The 16,532-nt window shown below is 59.9% G+C and carries 16 protein-coding genes; 6 read left to right on the top strand and 10 right to left on the bottom strand.

Features of this window, described 5'->3' with window-relative positions; all coding sequences use genetic code 11:
* The first annotated feature begins 123 nt into the window (after nt 1-123).
* Nucleotides 124-2,412, top strand: coding sequence for a 5-methyltetrahydropteroyltriglutamate--homocysteine S-methyltransferase (gene metE / locus ACZZ0D_RS12540; RefSeq protein WP_463554803.1), 2,289 nt, complete (start codon nt 124-126; stop codon nt 2,410-2,412).
* A gap of 311 nt (nt 2,413-2,723) precedes the next feature.
* Here the strand turns inward: metE and ACZZ0D_RS12535 are convergent, their stop codons facing one another.
* The 8 genes from ACZZ0D_RS12535 to phnD all read right to left on the bottom strand — a co-directional run bounded on the left by ACZZ0D_RS12535 (nt 2,724) and on the right by phnD (nt 10,891).
* Nucleotides 2,724-3,659: a Ppx/GppA phosphatase family protein gene (locus tag ACZZ0D_RS12535; RefSeq protein ID WP_463553402.1), complete on the bottom strand. Its 936-nt coding sequence runs from the start codon at nt 3,657-3,659 to the stop codon at nt 2,724-2,726.
* Between the two features lie 345 nt (nt 3,660-4,004).
* Nucleotides 4,005-4,832: a phosphonoacetaldehyde hydrolase gene (phnX, locus tag ACZZ0D_RS12530; RefSeq protein WP_212546109.1), complete on the bottom strand. Its 828-nt coding sequence runs from the start codon at nt 4,830-4,832 to the stop codon at nt 4,005-4,007.
* Nucleotides 4,833-4,908: 76 nt separating this feature from the next.
* A complete protein-coding gene (locus ACZZ0D_RS12525) occupies nt 4,909-5,778 on the bottom strand; it encodes a LysR substrate-binding domain-containing protein (RefSeq protein WP_053121214.1) in 870 nt (289 codons plus the stop codon).
* 10 nt (nt 5,779-5,788) lie between these two features.
* The gene (locus ACZZ0D_RS12520; RefSeq protein ID WP_463553401.1) at nt 5,789-7,084 is read right to left on the bottom strand and encodes an MFS transporter; all 1,296 of its coding nucleotides are present in this window, start codon (nt 7,082-7,084) and stop codon (nt 5,789-5,791) included.
* A 129-nt stretch (nt 7,085-7,213) separates the two neighbouring features.
* Nucleotides 7,214-8,305, bottom strand: a complete 1,092-nt coding sequence (gene psrA, locus ACZZ0D_RS12515) for an iron-containing alcohol dehydrogenase PsrA (protein WP_400751117.1) — start codon at nt 8,303-8,305, stop codon at nt 7,214-7,216.
* Between the two features lie 110 nt (nt 8,306-8,415).
* A complete protein-coding gene (phnE, locus tag ACZZ0D_RS12510) occupies nt 8,416-9,234 on the bottom strand; it encodes a phosphonate ABC transporter, permease protein PhnE (protein WP_212549319.1) in 819 nt (272 codons plus the stop codon).
* 2 nt (nt 9,235-9,236) lie between these two features.
* Nucleotides 9,237-10,028 carry a phosphonate ABC transporter ATP-binding protein gene (phnC, locus tag ACZZ0D_RS12505; RefSeq protein ID WP_159814587.1) on the bottom strand — a complete coding sequence of 264 codons (792 nt, stop codon included), beginning with the start codon at nt 10,026-10,028 and terminating at the stop codon, nt 9,237-9,239.
* Nucleotides 10,025-10,891, bottom strand: coding sequence for a phosphonate ABC transporter substrate-binding protein (gene phnD, locus ACZZ0D_RS12500; protein ID WP_463553400.1), 867 nt, complete (start codon nt 10,889-10,891; stop codon nt 10,025-10,027). Before phnD ends, phnC begins: the two co-directional genes overlap by 4 nt.
* Before the next feature lie 109 nt (nt 10,892-11,000).
* Between phnD and ACZZ0D_RS12495 the strand changes: the two genes are divergently transcribed.
* The 3 genes from ACZZ0D_RS12495 (at nt 11,001) to map (ending at nt 12,938) form a co-directional block, all read left to right on the top strand.
* Nucleotides 11,001-11,858, top strand: a complete 858-nt coding sequence (locus tag ACZZ0D_RS12495) for a LysR substrate-binding domain-containing protein (protein WP_463553399.1) — start codon at nt 11,001-11,003, stop codon at nt 11,856-11,858.
* 64 nt (nt 11,859-11,922) lie between these two features.
* The gene (locus ACZZ0D_RS12490; protein ID WP_007918027.1) at nt 11,923-12,150 is read left to right on the top strand and encodes a ParD-like family protein; all 228 of its coding nucleotides are present in this window, start codon (nt 11,923-11,925) and stop codon (nt 12,148-12,150) included.
* Nucleotides 12,147-12,938 (top strand): type I methionyl aminopeptidase, encoded by a 792-nt coding sequence (gene map / locus ACZZ0D_RS12485; RefSeq protein WP_463553398.1) that lies wholly within the window; start codon nt 12,147-12,149, stop codon nt 12,936-12,938. The genes ACZZ0D_RS12490 and map overlap by 4 nt, the downstream gene beginning before the upstream one ends.
* 210 nt (nt 12,939-13,148) lie before the next feature.
* Here the strand turns inward: map and ACZZ0D_RS12480 are convergent, their stop codons facing one another.
* Nucleotides 13,149-14,042, bottom strand: coding sequence for an alpha/beta hydrolase family protein (locus tag ACZZ0D_RS12480; RefSeq protein WP_463553397.1), 894 nt, complete (start codon nt 14,040-14,042; stop codon nt 13,149-13,151).
* 31 nt (nt 14,043-14,073) lie between these two features.
* Nucleotides 14,074-14,871 (bottom strand): crotonase/enoyl-CoA hydratase family protein, encoded by a 798-nt coding sequence (locus ACZZ0D_RS12475; protein ID WP_053121199.1) that lies wholly within the window; start codon nt 14,869-14,871, stop codon nt 14,074-14,076.
* 149 nt (nt 14,872-15,020) lie between these two features.
* On the opposite strand from ACZZ0D_RS12475, the gene ACZZ0D_RS12470 reads away from it, so the two are divergent.
* Both ACZZ0D_RS12470 and ACZZ0D_RS12465 read left to right on the top strand, forming a co-directional pair.
* The gene (locus ACZZ0D_RS12470) at nt 15,021-15,596 is read left to right on the top strand and encodes a TetR/AcrR family transcriptional regulator (RefSeq protein ID WP_038368069.1); all 576 of its coding nucleotides are present in this window, start codon (nt 15,021-15,023) and stop codon (nt 15,594-15,596) included.
* Nucleotides 15,597-15,678: 82 nt separating this feature from the next.
* Complete coding sequence (locus tag ACZZ0D_RS12465) at nt 15,679-16,404, top strand: transporter substrate-binding domain-containing protein (protein ID WP_463553396.1); 726 nt, start codon at nt 15,679-15,681, stop codon at nt 16,402-16,404.
* Nucleotides 16,405-16,532 lie beyond the last annotated feature (128 nt).

Below are 16,532 nucleotides of genomic sequence, written 5' to 3'. Positions count from 1 at the left end.
GCTCCTACAGGGTGGAAGGGATCATGAGGATTTCTTGTGATGATCAGGATTATATTGAGTTTGATTCACTTGCGACCGATGCCGACAATGCCCGCCATCAACAAGACATTGGAGTTGTTTGTTATGGCACTGGCCCATTCCCTTGGATTTCCGCGCATCGGTCGCGACCGCGAACTGAAAAAAGCGCAAGAGGCGTTCTGGAAAGGAGAACTGAACGAAGCGGGCCTGCGTGACGTCGGGCGCGAACTGCGCAAAGCCCATTGGGACTTGCAGAAGAACGCCGGCATCGAGCTGTTGCCGGTCGGCGATTTCGCCTGGTACGACCAGGTGCTAACGCACTCGCTGATGTTCGGTGTGATCCCGGAGCGCTTCCGTCCGCACGACGGCAAAGCCAATCTGCACACCCTGTTCGGTATGGCGCGTGGCGTCAGCGACAGTTGCTGCGGCGGTGCCCACGCCCAGGAAATGACCAAGTGGTTCGACACCAACTACCACTACCTCGTCCCGGAATTCAGCGCGGATCAACAGTTCCAGTTGGGTTGGGAACAGTTGTTCGAAGAAGTCGAAGAAGCCCGCGCGCTGGGGCACAACGTCAAACCGGTGATCATCGGCCCGCTGACCTATCTGTGGCTGGGCAAGGCCAAAGGCGCTGAGTTCGACAAGCTCGATTTGCTCGATCGTTTGTTGCCGCTGTACGGGCAGATCTTCTCGCGCCTCGCTGCTCTGGGTGTGGAGTGGGTGCAGATTGACGAGCCGATTCTGGTGCTCGATCTGCCTCAGGAATGGAAGAACGCATTCGAGCGCGCCTACAACCAGATCCAGCGCGATCCGCTGAAGAAACTGTTGGCCACGTACTTTGGTGGTCTGGAAGAAAACCTTGGTCTGGCGGCGAATCTACCCGTCGACGGTTTGCACATTGATCTGGTGCGTGCGCCGGAACAGTACCCGACGATTCTTGATCGTCTGCCGGCGTATAAAGTGTTGTCGCTGGGTGTGGTCAACGGCCGTAACGTCTGGCGCTGCGATCTGGAAAATGCTCTTGCGACTTTGCAGCATGCCCATGAGCGTCTGGGTGATCGCTTGTGGGTGGCGCCGTCCTGCTCGCTGCTGCACAGCCCGGTGGATCTGGGCCGTGAAGACAAGCTGGATGCCGAACTGAAAAGCTGGCTGGCCTTCGCCGTGCAGAAGTGCGAGGAAGTGGCGGTTCTGGCTCAGGCGGTTAACGAACCGGAAGCGCCGCGAGTATTGCGGGCATTGACCCAGAGCCGTTCGGTGCAGGCTGCGCGTGCTGCATCGCCACGCATTCACAAACCGGCGGTTCAGGCGCGTGTGGCGGCGATCACTGCCAAGGACAGTCAGCGTCAATCGTTGTTTGCCCAGCGTATCGCCAAGCAGCGTGCCGGGCTCGATCTGCCGCTGTTTCCGACCACGACGATAGGTTCATTCCCGCAAACCGCATCGATTCGTCTGGCTCGCCAGTCGTTCAAGCAAGGCAAGCTCAGCGAAGCGGAATACACCGAGGCGATGCACAGCGAAATCCGCCACGCGGTGGAGATTCAGGAGCGTTTGGGTCTTGATGTGTTGGTGCACGGTGAAGCCGAGCGCAATGACATGGTCGAGTACTTTGCCGAGCAACTCGACGGCTATGTGTTCACCCGTTTTGGCTGGGTGCAGAGCTACGGTTCGCGTTGTGTGAAACCGGCGGTGATTTTTGGTGATCTGAATCGTCCGAAAGCCATGACCGTTGAATGGATTCGCTACGCCCAGGGCCTGACCCGCAAGGTTATGAAAGGCATGCTGACTGGCCCGGTGACCATGCTGATGTGGTCGTTCCCGCGTGAGGATGTCAGCCGTGAAGTGCAGGCGCGGCAACTGGCGCTGGCGATCCGTGATGAAGTGGTGGATCTGGAAGCCGCCGGCATCAAGATCGTACAGATCGACGAAGCGGCCTTCCGTGAAGGTCTGCCGTTGCGTCAGGCGCAGTGGCAGCATTATCTGGATTGGGCGACCGAAGTGTTCCGTTTGTGCGCCTCGGGCGTGCGCGACGAAACGCAGATCCACACGCACATGTGCTACAGCGAATTCAACGACGTGATCGAGTCCATCGCGGCGATGGATGCCGACGTGATCACCATCGAAACTTCGCGCTCGGACATGGAATTGCTGGAGGCTTTCGAAGCTTTCGCCTACCCGAATGAAATCGGCCCGGGCGTCTACGACATCCACTCGCCACGGGTGCCGGATGCGTCGGAAATGGCCAATCTGTTGCGTAAAGCGGCCAAGCGTATCCCGGCGGAGCGCTTGTGGGTCAATCCTGACTGCGGCCTGAAAACCCGTGGCTGGCCAGAGACCGAAGCGGCGCTGGTGCACATGGTCACCGCTGCCCGGCAACTGCGCAAAGAATTGGCCTGAACACAAAACCTGTGGGAGCGAGCCTGCTCGCGAAGGCTGTGGGGTTCTTTCTGACTGCGTATGCATTGACTGGCACAGAACCAATGTGGGAGTGGGCTTGCTCACGAAGGGGGCGGCACATTCAGCATTGATGTGACTGAGCGGACGCTTTCGCGAGCAAGCCCGCTCCCACAGGGACTTGAGGCGTATGCGGATGCATTGACTGGCACAGAACCAAAGTGGGAGTGGGCTTGCTCACGAAGGGGGCGGCACATTCAGCATTGATGTGGCTGAGCAGACGCTTTCGCGAGCAGGCTCACTCCTACAAGGGATCAATGCTTGCTCATCAGGCCGTGCAGGACGCCGAGGCGCAGGCCGGGTTCGGAGGGGGCCATTTGCGAGATGCCGAATACTTTGAACGCCGCGAGCATCAACACCAATCCCCCGGGCAGGATGCTTTGGCGGTGCGGTTGCAGGCCGGCGAGGTGCAGCTGTTGCACATTGCTCACTTTCAGCAGAAGCAGGGCCAGGCGCAACAGGCCGGCGTAGGTGATGCCGTCCTTGCCGAAGTCATTGAGGTGATTGGCCTTGAGCACTTTGGCCAGCATCCGCGCGGTACCCGACGAGCCGATGGTCTGCTGCCAACCCTGACTCCGATAACGCCGGGCAACCCGTTCAAATTGCAGGATGGCGAAACGTTCGGCTTCTTGCAGGGCACTGGCAGAAATTTCGCCGCCGCGAAAGAACCGCGTACTCAACGTGCCGCTGCCAATCGCGATGCTTTCGGTCAGCAACGCTTGCGAGCCCTGGCCGAGAATCAGTTCGGTGGAACCGCCGCCAATATCCACCACCAGACGCATGTCTTCAGCACCCGGCAGGGCATGCGCCACACCGGCGTAGACCAGTCGCGCTTCTTCTTGTCCGGAAATCACATCAATGGGAAAACCCAGATGCCGCTCGGCGCTGGCCAAAAACAACTGCGCATTGTCTGCCTCACGGACGGCACTGGTCGCCACCGCACGAACCCGACCGGCCTCGAAACCGCGCAATTTCTTGCCGAACCGCGCCAATGCCTGCCAGCCCCGATCCAGTGCCAGCGCATCCAGCGCGCCGCCGTCAAAACCTTCGGCGAGGCGCACCGGTTCGCGCAGGGTTTTCACTTCCTGAATCAGCAGGCCTTTGCGACTGCGCAGCGACTGGCCGATCATCAAACGAAAGGCATTCGAACCCAGGTCGATGGCGGCAAACAGCGGGGCGTCTGGTTTCATGGGAATCCTTGCTGAATATCCGCCGGAAGGCTCGAGACGGTTTGCGAGGATTCTGCCGTTCCGTTGATGACATCCTGATGACGGGGCAGGGGCGGTTCAGTGAATTTGTCGCTGTCATGACACTGTCATTATTCAGCGTCTATGCTGGGGTCAATACATCGCGTGTTCTTGAAGTTTCTGCTGCCAGTTTTGGCAGCTTTTTTTTGCCCAAAATTCTCTGATCCCCATCTCCCAACCTAAACGAAGAACCTGTAGGAGCTGCCGAAGGCTGCGATCTTTTGACGTTGATCTTTTAAAAGCAGATCAAAAGATCGCAGCCTTTGGCAGCTCCTACAGGGGAATGCGTTAGCAGGCTTGTGGGGTTTCACCTCGGGCCAGGCGCGCGTTGATGTCGTCGATGACCTCAGGCAAATCAGCAATGGTGTCGATCAAGTAATGCGGGCGCGACGGCGCGAACATCTTGCCGATACGCTCACGCTCTTCCGCGAGACGATCCGACGGCAACGCTTTGAACTGTTCGTAGGTCAATCCCAGCGCATTCCCCGAGCAAGTCAACGCCACCGTCCACATCCCCGCGCTACGCCCTTCAAGAATCCCCGGCCAGGTGTCATCAACCTTGACGCACGCGGCCACATCATCGATGCCCAAGGCAATCACGTTGGCCAACGACTGCGCCGGATACGGCCGGCCATTGGGCACTTCATCGGTGGCGACGACATGGTCAGCGACATAACCATTCTCTCGCGCCAGCTCGACAACCTTGGCCATCACCACCGCCGGATACCCGGAGCACGAACCAATCTTCAAACCCTTGTCGCGCAACGCCGCAATTGCTTCGAGCGCACCTGGAATGACCGCCGAATGCAGGGCGATTTTCTCGATCTGCAACGGCATGAAACGCTCGTAGATCGCTGTCACATCTTCATCACTCGGCAAGCGATCGAACGCGGCGCGATAGCGCTCGGCGATCTGCGGCAGGTTGCATAGCGTGCGAATGTGATCCCACTTGCCCATGCCCATCGGGCCACGCGCTTCTTCCAGCGATACCGCGACGCCGAACTCGGCAAAGGCCTCGACGAAAATCTGCGTCGGCGCAAACGAGCCGAAATCGACAACGGTACCGGCCCAGTCAAGGATCGCGGCTTGCAGGTGAGTCGGGTTTTTGTACTGCATGGTCAAATCTCCGTTTTCGGGTAAGCGTGGGCCGTCCCTCGGCAATGAGGTAGGCGGTTTCAAGGGTCAATGCTGATCAGGTCAGCGGTGGATTCGAATCAAACAGTTCGGCAATCACCGGTCGGTTGCGGCGGATGCCGAGACAGCACAGGTGGTATTCGATGAAAAACGGGTGATCGACAAAGGTTATCGGCGTGGTGCCCGGGGTTTCGGCGTACTCGACCGCCGAGACAAAACCGATGCCGATGCCTTTGACGATCGCGTGCACGATGGCTTCGCGGCTGTTCAGTTGCATGACGCGGTTGAGGTCGATGTCGAGGCGCTTGCAGCTTTCTTCGACCAGTTGCCGGGTGCGCGCACTTTGCTCACGCATCACCCATTTCTCGCGGCTGATTTCGCTGATGTGAACCTGCGACTGGCTGGCCCACGGATGGTCATCGCGCACCACGGCAATAATCGGATAGCGGTGATACAACCGGGTGTGGAAGCGCTCATCGAATTCCGACAACGCCAGAATCGCCACGTCGATATCGAAGTTGAACAGCCGCGCGAGGGTTTCCTTTTCCGAGGAAAACGAGGTTTCCAGTTCGATGTCCGGGTGCCGCTGCATCAGCTCGTAGGTCAGATTCATCGCAATCGGCGGCGACACCGCGCCGAGCCGCAGCATGCCGTTCTTGCGTTGCTTGAAACTCTGCAGCAGTTGCACCGCTTCGTCCTCCTGGCCGAACAAACCTTGAGTGATTGCGTAGAGCTTGTGCCCGGCGGAACTCATCTCGATGTAGCGCCCGCGCCGATGGAACAGCTCGACCGAGAAGGTTTTCTCCAGTGCGTTGACCTGCTCGCTGACGGTCGGCTGACCGACGCTGAGGTACTCTGCCGCGAGGGTGAAGCTGCCGGTTTTCGCCACTGCATGAAACGAACGCAACCACTTGTGATACTGGTACATGCAAGCCCCATCAGCGTCGGATGAACAATGCCACTGCCGCGCTGCACAGGCAGGCGCTGGTGACCACTATGAAGATGAGAGACGTGTTTGCCGTGGTGTCAAGCAAACGACCGATCAAAGGCTCGGCGAGGCCGGCAAACAGATAGGACGAAAAGTTCATGATCCCGGTTGCGGTGCCGGCGCGTTTGGCACCGACCAGATCCGGGCACAGCGCCCAGAAACTCGACGCCGGGCCATAAACGAAGAAGCCGCAAAGGAACAACGCGACCAGGCCGATCACGCTGTGCGGCGGCAGGCTCCACATCCACAAACTCGTCGCGGCGCCAAGGAACATGTAGAGCATGATCGCCAGATAACGCTTGGAGCCGAACAGCTTGTCTGACACCCAGCCATTGCTCAACGCCCCGACCGCCATGCCGACGGGGAGGGCGACGGTGATCCATTTCGGGTCGATCATGCCGTCGCCGCTTTTCCAGTCAGCGCCGAGAAAGTGCACCGGCACCCAGACGATCAGGCCGTAGCGCGCCGCGTTCTGAAAGCCCAGTGACAGCGCGGCGATCAGCAGGCGCGGATTCTTCAACACGGCTTTATAGCGTTGCGCCGAGGTCTCGACTTCGCCATGCGCGGCTTCCTGATGTTTGTCGTCAGCGTTGGCCACGCCGGTATCGCCTACCGGTTCGAAGCCCAGATCCTGCGGGCGTTCACGAGCAACCAGATAGAAAATAATCCCGCCGGCCAGCATCAGCAGCACCGGCAAACGGAAGATCCAGCGCCATTCCAGTTGCAGCACTTCAAGCACGACGATGGAGGTGACGTACGACAGAATCGACGCGCAACCGGCGGCGAAAGTGTAGAAGCCATAGACCTTGCCGCGTTCACCCGCCGCCCACCAATTGGCGATCAGCCGACCGCCCGGCGCCCAGCCCAAGGCCTGAAAGTACCCGTTGACGCCCCACGGCAGGATCAGACTGGTGAAACCGCCGGCAAAACTGGTCACCCAGTTTGCCGCGCAGGACAGCACCGCACCGAGGGTCATGATGCGCCGGCCACCGAACTTATCGGCGAGGTTGCCGTTGATGGCCTGGCCGACGGCGTAGGCCCAGAGCATCGCCGCAGAAGCCCAGCCAAGAGTTTCCTTGCTCAAACCGAACTCGGCCTGAATGCCCGGAATGGCAAAACCGAAGGTCTGCCGGCCGGTGTAGAAAAACAGGTAACAGAACATCGCCGCCAGCAGCATGCGCCACTGCGCGACCCGGAACGAGGCAGAACGTACGGCGAGACCAGGCATTGTTTCGGCACGATTCATGATCTTTTCCTTATTGTTGTGGGTTCCCGCCGTTTGTCGTCGGCGGGTGCACTCTTTTTCGGTGCGGCAGGAAATCACCACGGCTATGAGCCGCAGGCGGTGCTTGGGTGGATCGGGTGGCGTCGGGCGTCAGGCAGCTTGTGAACCGATGAAGTTCTTGCCGCGCGCGCCCTGCATCGCGAGGTGGATGATGTCTTCGGCGTCCTTAGCCGAGACGCCGTAATCGGCGAACTCGGTTTTCACTCCGAGGCTGTGGAGGAACTCGCGCAACTGCTGTTGCGCGGTGAGCAGATCTTCGCCGAATACCCGTTGCAAGATGCGGTCACGGGTGGCGTCGTGACCCCAGGCCAGACCGAGCACCAGCGGCAGGGTGAAGGAGCAGGCGATGCCGTGGGGCAAGCCGTGGCGCAGGGTCATCTCGTAGGAAATCGAATGCGCCAGCGCGGTTTTGGTGTTGGAAAACGCCAGCCCGGCCTTGAGCGCGGCGAGTGCCATGCGCGTGCGCAACTCTTGGCTCGACAGATCTTTTTGCAGACGCGGCAGGCATTCGAGAATGTCTTCAATCGCAGAAATGGCGAAAGTGTCGGAGACCGGATTGGCGTTGACGTTCCAGATCGCTTCCAGCGCGTGGGACAACGCATCGAGCCCGGTGGACACGGTGACGCTGGCCGGCACGGTGAGCATCAGTTGCGGATCGATGATCGCCACGCGCGGCCAGGTGCAATCCAAGTGCAGTGAGTATTTCTTCTGGCTGGCGCTGTCCCAGATCGTCGCCCACGGCGTGACTTCGCTGCCGGTGCCGGCGGTGGTCGGCGCAGCGATCAGCTGTTTGCAGCGCGCCGGGGTAAACGCCTTGCCGGTCGCCAGCAGGGTCAACAACTCATCGAAATGCCCGGATTCGGTGCCGACGATCAACGCTTTGGCGGTATCGATGGCGCTGCCGCCCCCGACCGCGAGCACCACATCGCAATCGCCGGCCTGCTGCCAGAACTGCTCATACGTGCTGCGCAAATGGGCGACGTCAGGGTTGGGCTGAACGTCTTCGAACACGTAGACCAGACGCTCACCGAGCAACGCTTGCAGGCGATCCACCAGCCCCAGCCCACGGGCCTCAGGGAAGGTGACGAGGGCCACGGTTTGCTGGTCGGTAATGGCAGCGAGGTCTTGCAGGCTGCCCCAGCCGAAACGGGTATCGACGGGGTTCTGGAAGCGGGCAGTCATGGTGGATCCTTATTGTTGTTGTCGTGTGGCGCCATACTCAGCGCCCGTCGACAACGGCTCAAATCGATAATTCGCAGGTTTGAATCGGCTCAGCCGATAGCTGTTCGACGTCAGTGCGCCGAACCGCTCTGGATCGCCGCACGCAGGCGACTGGAGAGGGTGTCGGCGACGATCACCATGAAGGTGATGACGATGATGCAAGTCGCGGTTTCCGGGTATTTGAACAGTTTCAGGCTGCTCACCAATTCGAAACCCAAGCCGCCGGCGCCGACCATGCCCAGCACCGTGGCCGAGCGCAGATTGACTTCGAAGCGGTACAAAATCACCGCAATCCACGCCGTGATCACCTGCGGTAAAACGCCAAACACGATCACCTGCAACGGTCGGGCACCGGTCGCTTGCAGCGCTTCAATCGGTCCTTGATCGATCTCTTCGATGCTCTCGGCGAAGAACTTGCCGAGCATGCCCAGACCATGCAGCGCCAGCGCCAGTACGCCGGGGAACGGGCCGAGGCCAACGGCCGAGACGAAGATCAGCGCGAGGATCAGTTCGTTGATGCTGCGGGTGAAATTCAGCGCCTGACGGGTGATGTGAAACACCCAGCGATTGCGGCTCAGATTGCGCGCGGCGAGAAACGACAGCGGAATCGCCAGCAACACACCGAGCAGGGTGCCCCAAATGGCGATCTGTAAGGTTTCCACCGCTGGCGCGACCAGGCGCGGCAGGATGCTCAGATCCGGCGGAAAGGTGCGTGAGAGAAAGTCACCAATCTGCGGCAATCCCGCTGCCAGTTCACCGAGGCTGAGTTGCGCACCTTGCGCGCTCCAGTTCAGCGTCCACAGCACGATCAGGACGATGCCGGCGGTGGTCAGCCAACCGCGTGTGCCACGGGGCCGCTCGCCGACCCACTGATAGTTTGGTGATTGCATGCTCAGGCCCTCGAGGCGGTGCGGTAGGACAGGGTGGGCGCCGGGACGTCAGCGGAGTGTTCTGCCGATTGCCCCGGATAGATTCGCGCCAGATCTGCGTCGGTCATGCTCGACGCTTTGCCATCGAACACCAGATTGCCGTGAGCGAGGCCGACCACGCGGTCGCCGAACTCGCGGGCATATTCGACCTGGTGCAGATTGCACAGCACGGTGATGCCCAGTTCGCGGGTGGCATCGCGCAGGTACTGCAACACCAGTCGCGCGGTTTTCGGATCGAGGCTGGCGATCGGTTCATCGGCCAGAATTACCTGCGGTCGTTGCGCCAAGGCGCGGGCAATACCGACGCGCTGCTTCTGCCCGCCAGACAATGAATCGGTGCGCTCACTGGCCTTGTGCGCCAGTTCGACGCGTTCCAGGCATTGCATCGCCAGCGCCACATCGTCACGGCGAAACAGTTGCAGAATCGAGGCGAGGGTGCCGACGGAACCGAGGCGCCCGGTCAGCACATTCTTCAATACGCTCAGGCGCGGCACGACGTTGTGGTGCTGAAAAATCATCGCCACTTCTCGGCGTAAAACGCTTGTGTCCGGGCAGGCGAGGGCATCAATGCCCGCCACGTTCAGCGTGCCGCTGTCGGCCCGCGCCAAACGATTGATGCAACGCAGCAAGGTCGATTTGCCGGCGCCGGACTGACCGAGCACCACGACAAATTCGCCCGCAGCGACGTCAAGGTCGATGCCGCGCAACACCGGGTTGCTGCCGTAGTGTTTGCTCAGTTGGCGGATGCTGATCATTTCATGCTCCGCAAATCGAGATCGAGCACCTTGGCGGTTTCGCGCACCACGTCATAGGACGCGTCGGTGGTGGGCTGGAAGCCATTGAGCACACCCTGATCGCCCCACGGCACGTCCTTGATCGAAGCCAGTGCGTCGGCGACTTTCTTCTTCAACTCCGGGTCAAGCGCCTTGCGCCAGACCATCGGCGATTCGGGGATCGGCTTGGAACTCCAGACAATTTCGAAGTCATCCTGCTTGACCGCACCTTTGGCCACGGCGCTGGCGAAGATGCGGTCAGCCACGGCGGCGGCGTCGACTTTCTTGTTCTCGACCGCGAGGATACTGGCGTCGTGGGAACCGGAGAAAATCACGCGTTTGAACAACGTGTCCGGCACAAACCCGGCCTGCTCCAGTCCTGCTTTCGGGAACAAATGACCGGACGCCGAGCTCGGGTCGACGAACGCGAATGTATGGCCCTTGAGGTCGGCCAGCGAATGGATGCCGCTGTCCTTGCGCGCCAGGATCACGCTTTTGTAAGCGCTCTGGCCGGTCTTCTTGGTCACCGCCACGGAGAACGCTTCGACATCGGCTACCGAGGTCGCCAGCACGTAGGAGAACGGCCCGAGGTAGGCGACGTCGAGTTTGCCCGAGCGCAGCGCTTCGATGATGCCGTTGTAGTCGGTGGCCACGAACGGCACCACCGGCATGCCGATTTTGGCTTGCAGATCGTCGAGCACTTGTTTGCTCGATTCGATCATCGCCTGGGAGTCTTCCGAAGGAATCAGGCCAATGGTCAGTTTGTCCTTGGCCCAGCCTTGGCTGGCACTCAGGGCAAGTACGGCAAGGCTGGCGGCACGCAGAAACTGGTTAATTGTTTTCATGGCATTCCACGGTGTGGTTGGGAGTTGCCACAGGCTAGGTCTGTCACGTGACAGTCATTCAATCAATTCAATATGCGAAACCGCAGCTAACTATTGATGGAGTCTATGGATGTCGAGCGCCAAATTGCGGGCCTTTCTCGCCGTCGCCCGCCACGGCAGTTTCAGTGCCGGGGCGCGGGCGTCGGGGCTGAGCCAACCGACACTGACCACGCAAGTGCAAAGTCTGGAGCGACAGCACAACGTCGAACTGTTTCATCGGCGTGGGCGGCGGATTGAGCTGTCCGATGTCGGTCGGCAATTGCTGCCCATCGCGCAACGGCTGGCCTTGCTGGAACTGGAAGCGCATAACCTGCTGCGTGATTCCGGGCGGCTCGACAGCGGCCAGCTCAAGGTCGGTGCGGTGGGGCCGTTTCATGTGATCGAAATGGTCGACAGTTACCTGCAACAGCATCCGAATATCGACGTGTCGATCCGCGTGGGTAACTCGGCGCAGGTGTTGTCGGATTTGGAAAACTATGTGACCGATATCGCGGTGTTGGCCGGGCGTCAGGATGATCCGGCATTGTGTTCGGTGCGTTATGCGCGGCACGCGATCATCCTCTTTGCCCACCATGAACATCCGCTGGCCAATCGCGGCAGCGTGCGCCTGGAGGAGTTGGAAGGGCAGCGCCTGCTGCAACGTGAGCCCGGTTCGACCACACGGCTGGTGCTGGAGCAGGCACTGAATGCGGCGCAGGTAAAACCGCGCATCGCCATGGAAATCGGCAGTCGCGAGGCACTGCGTGAAGCGGTGGTGCGCGGGTTGGGGCTGGGTGTGGTGTCGGAAGCGGAGTTCATTGCTGATCCAAAAATCCGCACGATCAGAATCGATGGCGAAGAACTCTTTACCGAGACTTATCTGTACTGCCTGGCCGAGCGGCGTTCCAGTCGGCTTATCTCATCGTTTTTCGATGCGGCGCTGAGTTGATTTGCAATTTCGCTTAAGGCTTGGCTAATATACGTTCCATATACACATCGTATCGGATTCATATATGGGCATCGTAAAGATTTCAGAGGACATGCACGAGAACCTGCGTATCTCCAGCAACGCTCTCAGCCGCTCGATCAACGCGCAAGCCGAGCACTGGATGCGTATCGGCATGCTCGCCGAACTGCACCCCAACCTCGACCACAGCGCCATTTGCCGCTTGCTGATCCGCGCCGAACAAAATGGCGGGCTCGACCTGCAACAACTGACTCAGGAAGCCGTCAGCGCATGAGAAACCAGATCAAGATCAACACCCCGGCCGACATCGCTCAATCCCGCGCTGCCGGCAAACTCGCCGCTGAAGTGCTGGCAATGCTGGTGCCGCACGTCAAGGCCGGCGTGACCACCGATGAACTGGATCGGCTGTGCAACGACTACATCGTCAACGTGCAGAAAGCGGTGCCGGCCAACGTCGGCTATCACGGCTTTCCGAAAACCGTCTGCGCCTCGGTTAATGACGTGGTGTGCCACGGGATTCCGTCGGGTACGCCGTTGAAGGATGGCGACATCGTCAACCTCGACATCGCGGTGATCAAGGACGGCTGGTTCGGTGACACCAGCCGCATGTACGTGGTCGGTGAGGCGACGCCTGAGGCGCAGCACTTGATCAAGACCACTTACGAAGCGATGTGCGCGGGTATTCGCGTGGTGCAACCGGGCGCGACGTTGGGCGACATCGGCCACGCGATCCAGAGCCTGGCGGAGAAGGAAGGCTTCAGCGTCGTGCGCGAGTATTGCGGGCACGGGATCGGCAAGGTTTATCACGATGAGCCGCAGATTCTGCATTACGGCTTTCCCAATCAGGGCATGAAGTTGAAGGCGGGGATGATTTTTACCGTGGAGCCGATGCTCAATGCCGGCAAGCGCCATGTGAAGAACATGCCCGATGGCTGGACGGTGCTGACCAAGGATGGCTCGTTGTCGGCGCAGTGGGAGCATATGGTGGCGGTGACGGAGACGGGCTTTGAAATTCTCACCGCCTGGCCCGACGACATCGAAGGCTATTCCCCGATCACCTAAACACCATAAACCCTCTGTGGGAGCTCGCTCGCGAAGACGCCGTGTCAGTCAACATCAACATTGAATGACACAGCGCATTCGCGAGCAGGCTCGCTCCCACAGTTGGAATGCACTCCTGTAGGAGCTGTCGAGTGAAACGAGGCTGCGATCTGTTGATCTTGTTTTTAACAGCAAGATCAACAGATCGCAGCCTGCGGCAGCTCCTACAAGTTATGTGGTGCGTGCAGGGACGCTTTGCAGCCAATCAAGCACCTCATCCCACAACGGCTGTGCGCTTTCACGGAAGTAACCCATGTGCCCGTACGGTTTGCTGCCCAGTTGCGGCTGCAGATCCAGCAATGTCAGCGGCGCATTCACCATGGCTTTGACAAACGCATCGCGCGAACGCGGCGGCGCCCACGGATCATCGACCGACGTGGCGAAAACGCATGGCGTTGTGACCTCGGCGTAGAGCGCATGCAGATGGCTCATCTCGGGGTCGTCGAAGTAGTAGTGGGGGAATTTGCACCAGCGTTTCCAGTCGTTGTAAACGCCCAGCGGCAAATCATCGCCCATGCCCAGCATGCTCCAGGCCATGTAGCCTTTGCGGGCGACAATCACCGGCAGCACAAACGTCCACATCAGACGGATTTTCCAGGCCTCGGTTCGGGACATCCAGCCGCTCCACCCCGCGCCACTGCCCAGGGTGTAGCAAGCTGTCAGGGCGGGGTGATTGGGCAACAGACCAATCGCATGACCACCAAACGAATGGCCGACCCAATACAGCGGCAATGCTTCCTGGCTTAGCAGATCCACTGCCGCCGCCAAATCCTGATAAGCCCAATCCAGATAAGACATCTCAAAGCCTTTGAGCGAAGCCGGTTTCGACTCACCGATGCCCCGGTAATCGAGGGTCAGCACGTGAAAGCCCTGGCGCGCCGCGTGCTCGGCAAAACGCCGATAAAAGCGCTGCTGGACCCCGGTAGCACCGGCCATGATCAGGTTACCTTTGACGACGCCCGCTGCGCCGTAGCGCTTGGCGGACAACGGATAACCATCGCGGGCAATGAGGGCGATGTCCTGTCTCTGGATCGATTCGGCAAAGGCTGCGGCCATGGTGTTCATGAAATTGTTCCGAGTGAGTTGAGCAAAGCCTTCAGCGACCTTTGAACTGCGGTTCGCGCTTTTGCATCATCGCCATGACGCCTTCGCGGACATCCTCGGTTTTGATCAGGGCCAGCAGTTGTTCATCAAGCGTCGACAGTGCCGCATCGTCTCCCTGATCCTGCGCCAGAAACGCCGATTGCAGCGTCGCCTGAATCGCCAGAGGCGCAGCCTTGGCAATGCGTTCGGCGTATTCGATGGCGCGTGCCAGAGTCTGGCCGGGTGCGACCACTTCGGTCAGCAGGCGCATGTGCAGGGCGGCATCGGCATCGAACTCTTCCGCCGTGAGCATGTAGCGCATGGCGGCGGTCCAGCCCGCTGCGCGGGTGAAGCGCACGGTGGAACCGCCGGCGGGAGAGATCCCGCGCAACACTTCCAGATGAGCGAAACGGGCATTGGTGGCGGCAATGCTGATGTCGGCGTTGAGCATCAATTCGATGCCCGCCGTCCAGCAAATGCCTTCAATGGCAACCACCACCGGTTTACGCCTGCGCGGTTTGGAAACGCCCCATGGGTCGATGCCTTCTTCAGGATACTTGAAGGCGCCTGACACCAGTTTTGGCGTCAGTTCCATCAAGTCCAGACCCGCAGTGAAGTGCTCGCCATGGGCGAACAGCACGGCGCAGCGCAGTTCGTCATTGCGCTCATACTCGCCGATGGCCAATGCCAGGTCCGTCAGCATTGCACTGTCGAATGCGTTGCGTTTGCCGGCGCGATCCAGACCGATCAAAAACAACTGACCGCGTTGTTCGCGGGTGACTCGGCCGGGGCCACTGTTGGCTTCGTTCATCTCTGCTCTCCCTGATTTTTTGTCGGCGGCCAGTTACTGACCATCCGTTCGGTAAATAGAAACTAAACGAACAGTTGGTAACCGTCAAATTGAGAAGGGCAGGCTTATGTCATAGAATCACCGCCAGTTATCCGGATCAGGAAATACTCGTGCGACCGTTGAAAATCCCCCGTGAAGAGCTGCTTCTGCGGTGCGCCAATACCTTCAAGCGCCTTGGCTATCATGGCACCACCATGGACGTGCTTGCGTCCGCTTGCGGCTTTACCAAGGCTTCGTTCTATCACCACTATCCGAACAAGGAGGCCTTGCTGCGTGACGTGCTCGACTGGACGCATCAGGTCATCAACCAGACCTTGTTTGCCGTGGCCTTCGACGAAAAACTCACGCCACAAGAACGCCTGAGCAAAATGGGCCGCAAGGCTGCGCGGCTGTTTCAGGATGACTCGATTGGTTGCCTGATGGGCGTGGTGGCGGTCGATGCGGCGTACGGTAAAAGTGAATTGCTGGAGCCGATTCGCGGTTTTTTCGATGCATGGGCCAAGGCGTTTGCGCATTTGCTGGAAGGCGAGGTCGATGAGGGACAAGCCTTGCTGACCGCTCGACAATGGGTGGCGGATTACGAGGGGGCGATTCTGCTGGCGCGGGTCTATGGTGACGCGGCTTACATTGATGCGGTGACGCGTCGGGCGCTGGAACATTTGAGTGCCTGTCAGGCACCGACATAAGGCTTACCCGCTGGGTGTCGTGTCCTCGACAGTTGTCAGTCACGACACACACTGATTTCTTATCCAATCAGGGAGCAACACGATGAGTGTAATCACCCCGGCCGTGATGGCCGATCTCGCGCCCGACGGCGTGCTGCATGCCGCCATCAACTTCGGTAACCCGGTGCTGGCGCAGCGCAGAGCAGATGGTGCGCCGCAAGGTGTTTCGGTGGCTTTGGCGATAGCGCTGGCTGCCGAGTTGGGTGTCGAGCTGGAGATGCGTACGTTTGATGCGGCGGGCAAGGTTTTCGCGGCGCTGGAGGAGGGCGTATGGAACCTGGCGTTTCTCGCCATCGAGCCGGTGCGCGAGGCTCAGATTGCGTTCAGTGAGCCTTACGTGATCATTGAAGGGACTTATCTGGTCGAGGCGCAGGCCCCGTATCGCAACGTCGAGGATCTCGATCAGCCAGGATTGCGATTGGCCGTTGGCAAAGGCGCAGCCTACGACCTGTTCCTCAGTCGCACGCTGCAGCACGCACAATTGGAGCGTGCCGAAACCTCGGCGGGTGCCGTTGACCTGTTTATCGAGCATCACCTGGATGCCGCCGCCGGTGTCCGTCAGCCCTTGCAGAAAGTCGCGGATGCCGACGCGCGTTACCGCGTGCTGGACGGTGCATTCACGGCGATTCGCCAGGCCATGGCCGTGCCCCGTGGGCGCAGGGCCGGCGCGGCGTATGTGCGGGCGTTTGTCGAGCGCAAGAAGGCTGAAGGGTTTGTCGCTGCAGCGCTCGCCGAGAGCGGGCAGGGCGATGTGACGGTGGCGCCTTGAGACCAAAAAAAGGGCCACCGCGGCCTTGAGGCGCAAACACGGTTTAATTGTAGGAGTGAGCCTGCTCGCGATAGCCTCTATGCGAGCAAGCCCGCTCCGACATTTGGAATGCATTCCTGTAGGAGCTG

This window comes from Pseudomonas sp. AC193 (genome assembly GCF_979258075.1).
This window is presented reverse-complemented; position numbering and strand designations above follow the sequence as displayed.

What these genes read in the sequence shown, in the direction of transcription:
- metE (WP_463554803.1), top strand. Translation starts at nt 124, where the DNA reads ATGGCACTGGCCCATTCCCTTGGATTTCCGCGCATCGGTCGCGACCGC.
- ACZZ0D_RS12535 (WP_463553402.1), bottom strand. Translation starts at nt 3,659, where the DNA reads ATGAAACCAGACGCCCCGCTGTTTGCCGCCATCGACCTGGGTTCGAAT.
- phnX (WP_212546109.1), bottom strand. Translation starts at nt 4,832, where the DNA reads ATGCAGTACAAAAACCCGACTCACCTGCAAGCCGCGATCCTTGACTGG.
- ACZZ0D_RS12525 (WP_053121214.1), bottom strand. Translation starts at nt 5,778, where the DNA reads ATGTACCAGTATCACAAGTGGTTGCGTTCGTTTCATGCAGTGGCGAAA.
- ACZZ0D_RS12520 (WP_463553401.1), bottom strand. Translation starts at nt 7,084, where the DNA reads ATGAATCGTGCCGAAACAATGCCTGGTCTCGCCGTACGTTCTGCCTCG.
- psrA (WP_400751117.1), bottom strand. Translation starts at nt 8,305, where the DNA reads ATGACTGCCCGCTTCCAGAACCCCGTCGATACCCGTTTCGGCTGGGGC.
- phnE (WP_212549319.1), bottom strand. Translation starts at nt 9,234, where the DNA reads ATGCAATCACCAAACTATCAGTGGGTCGGCGAGCGGCCCCGTGGCACA.
- phnC (WP_159814587.1), bottom strand. Translation starts at nt 10,028, where the DNA reads ATGATCAGCATCCGCCAACTGAGCAAACACTACGGCAGCAACCCGGTG.
- phnD (WP_463553400.1), bottom strand. Translation starts at nt 10,891, where the DNA reads ATGAAAACAATTAACCAGTTTCTGCGTGCCGCCAGCCTTGCCGTACTT.
- ACZZ0D_RS12495 (WP_463553399.1), top strand. Translation starts at nt 11,001, where the DNA reads ATGTCGAGCGCCAAATTGCGGGCCTTTCTCGCCGTCGCCCGCCACGGC.
- ACZZ0D_RS12490 (WP_007918027.1), top strand. Translation starts at nt 11,923, where the DNA reads ATGGGCATCGTAAAGATTTCAGAGGACATGCACGAGAACCTGCGTATC.
- map (WP_463553398.1), top strand. Translation starts at nt 12,147, where the DNA reads ATGAGAAACCAGATCAAGATCAACACCCCGGCCGACATCGCTCAATCC.
- ACZZ0D_RS12480 (WP_463553397.1), bottom strand. Translation starts at nt 14,042, where the DNA reads ATGAACACCATGGCCGCAGCCTTTGCCGAATCGATCCAGAGACAGGAC.
- ACZZ0D_RS12475 (WP_053121199.1), bottom strand. Translation starts at nt 14,871, where the DNA reads ATGAACGAAGCCAACAGTGGCCCCGGCCGAGTCACCCGCGAACAACGC.
- ACZZ0D_RS12465 (WP_463553396.1), top strand. Translation starts at nt 15,679, where the DNA reads ATGAGTGTAATCACCCCGGCCGTGATGGCCGATCTCGCGCCCGACGGC.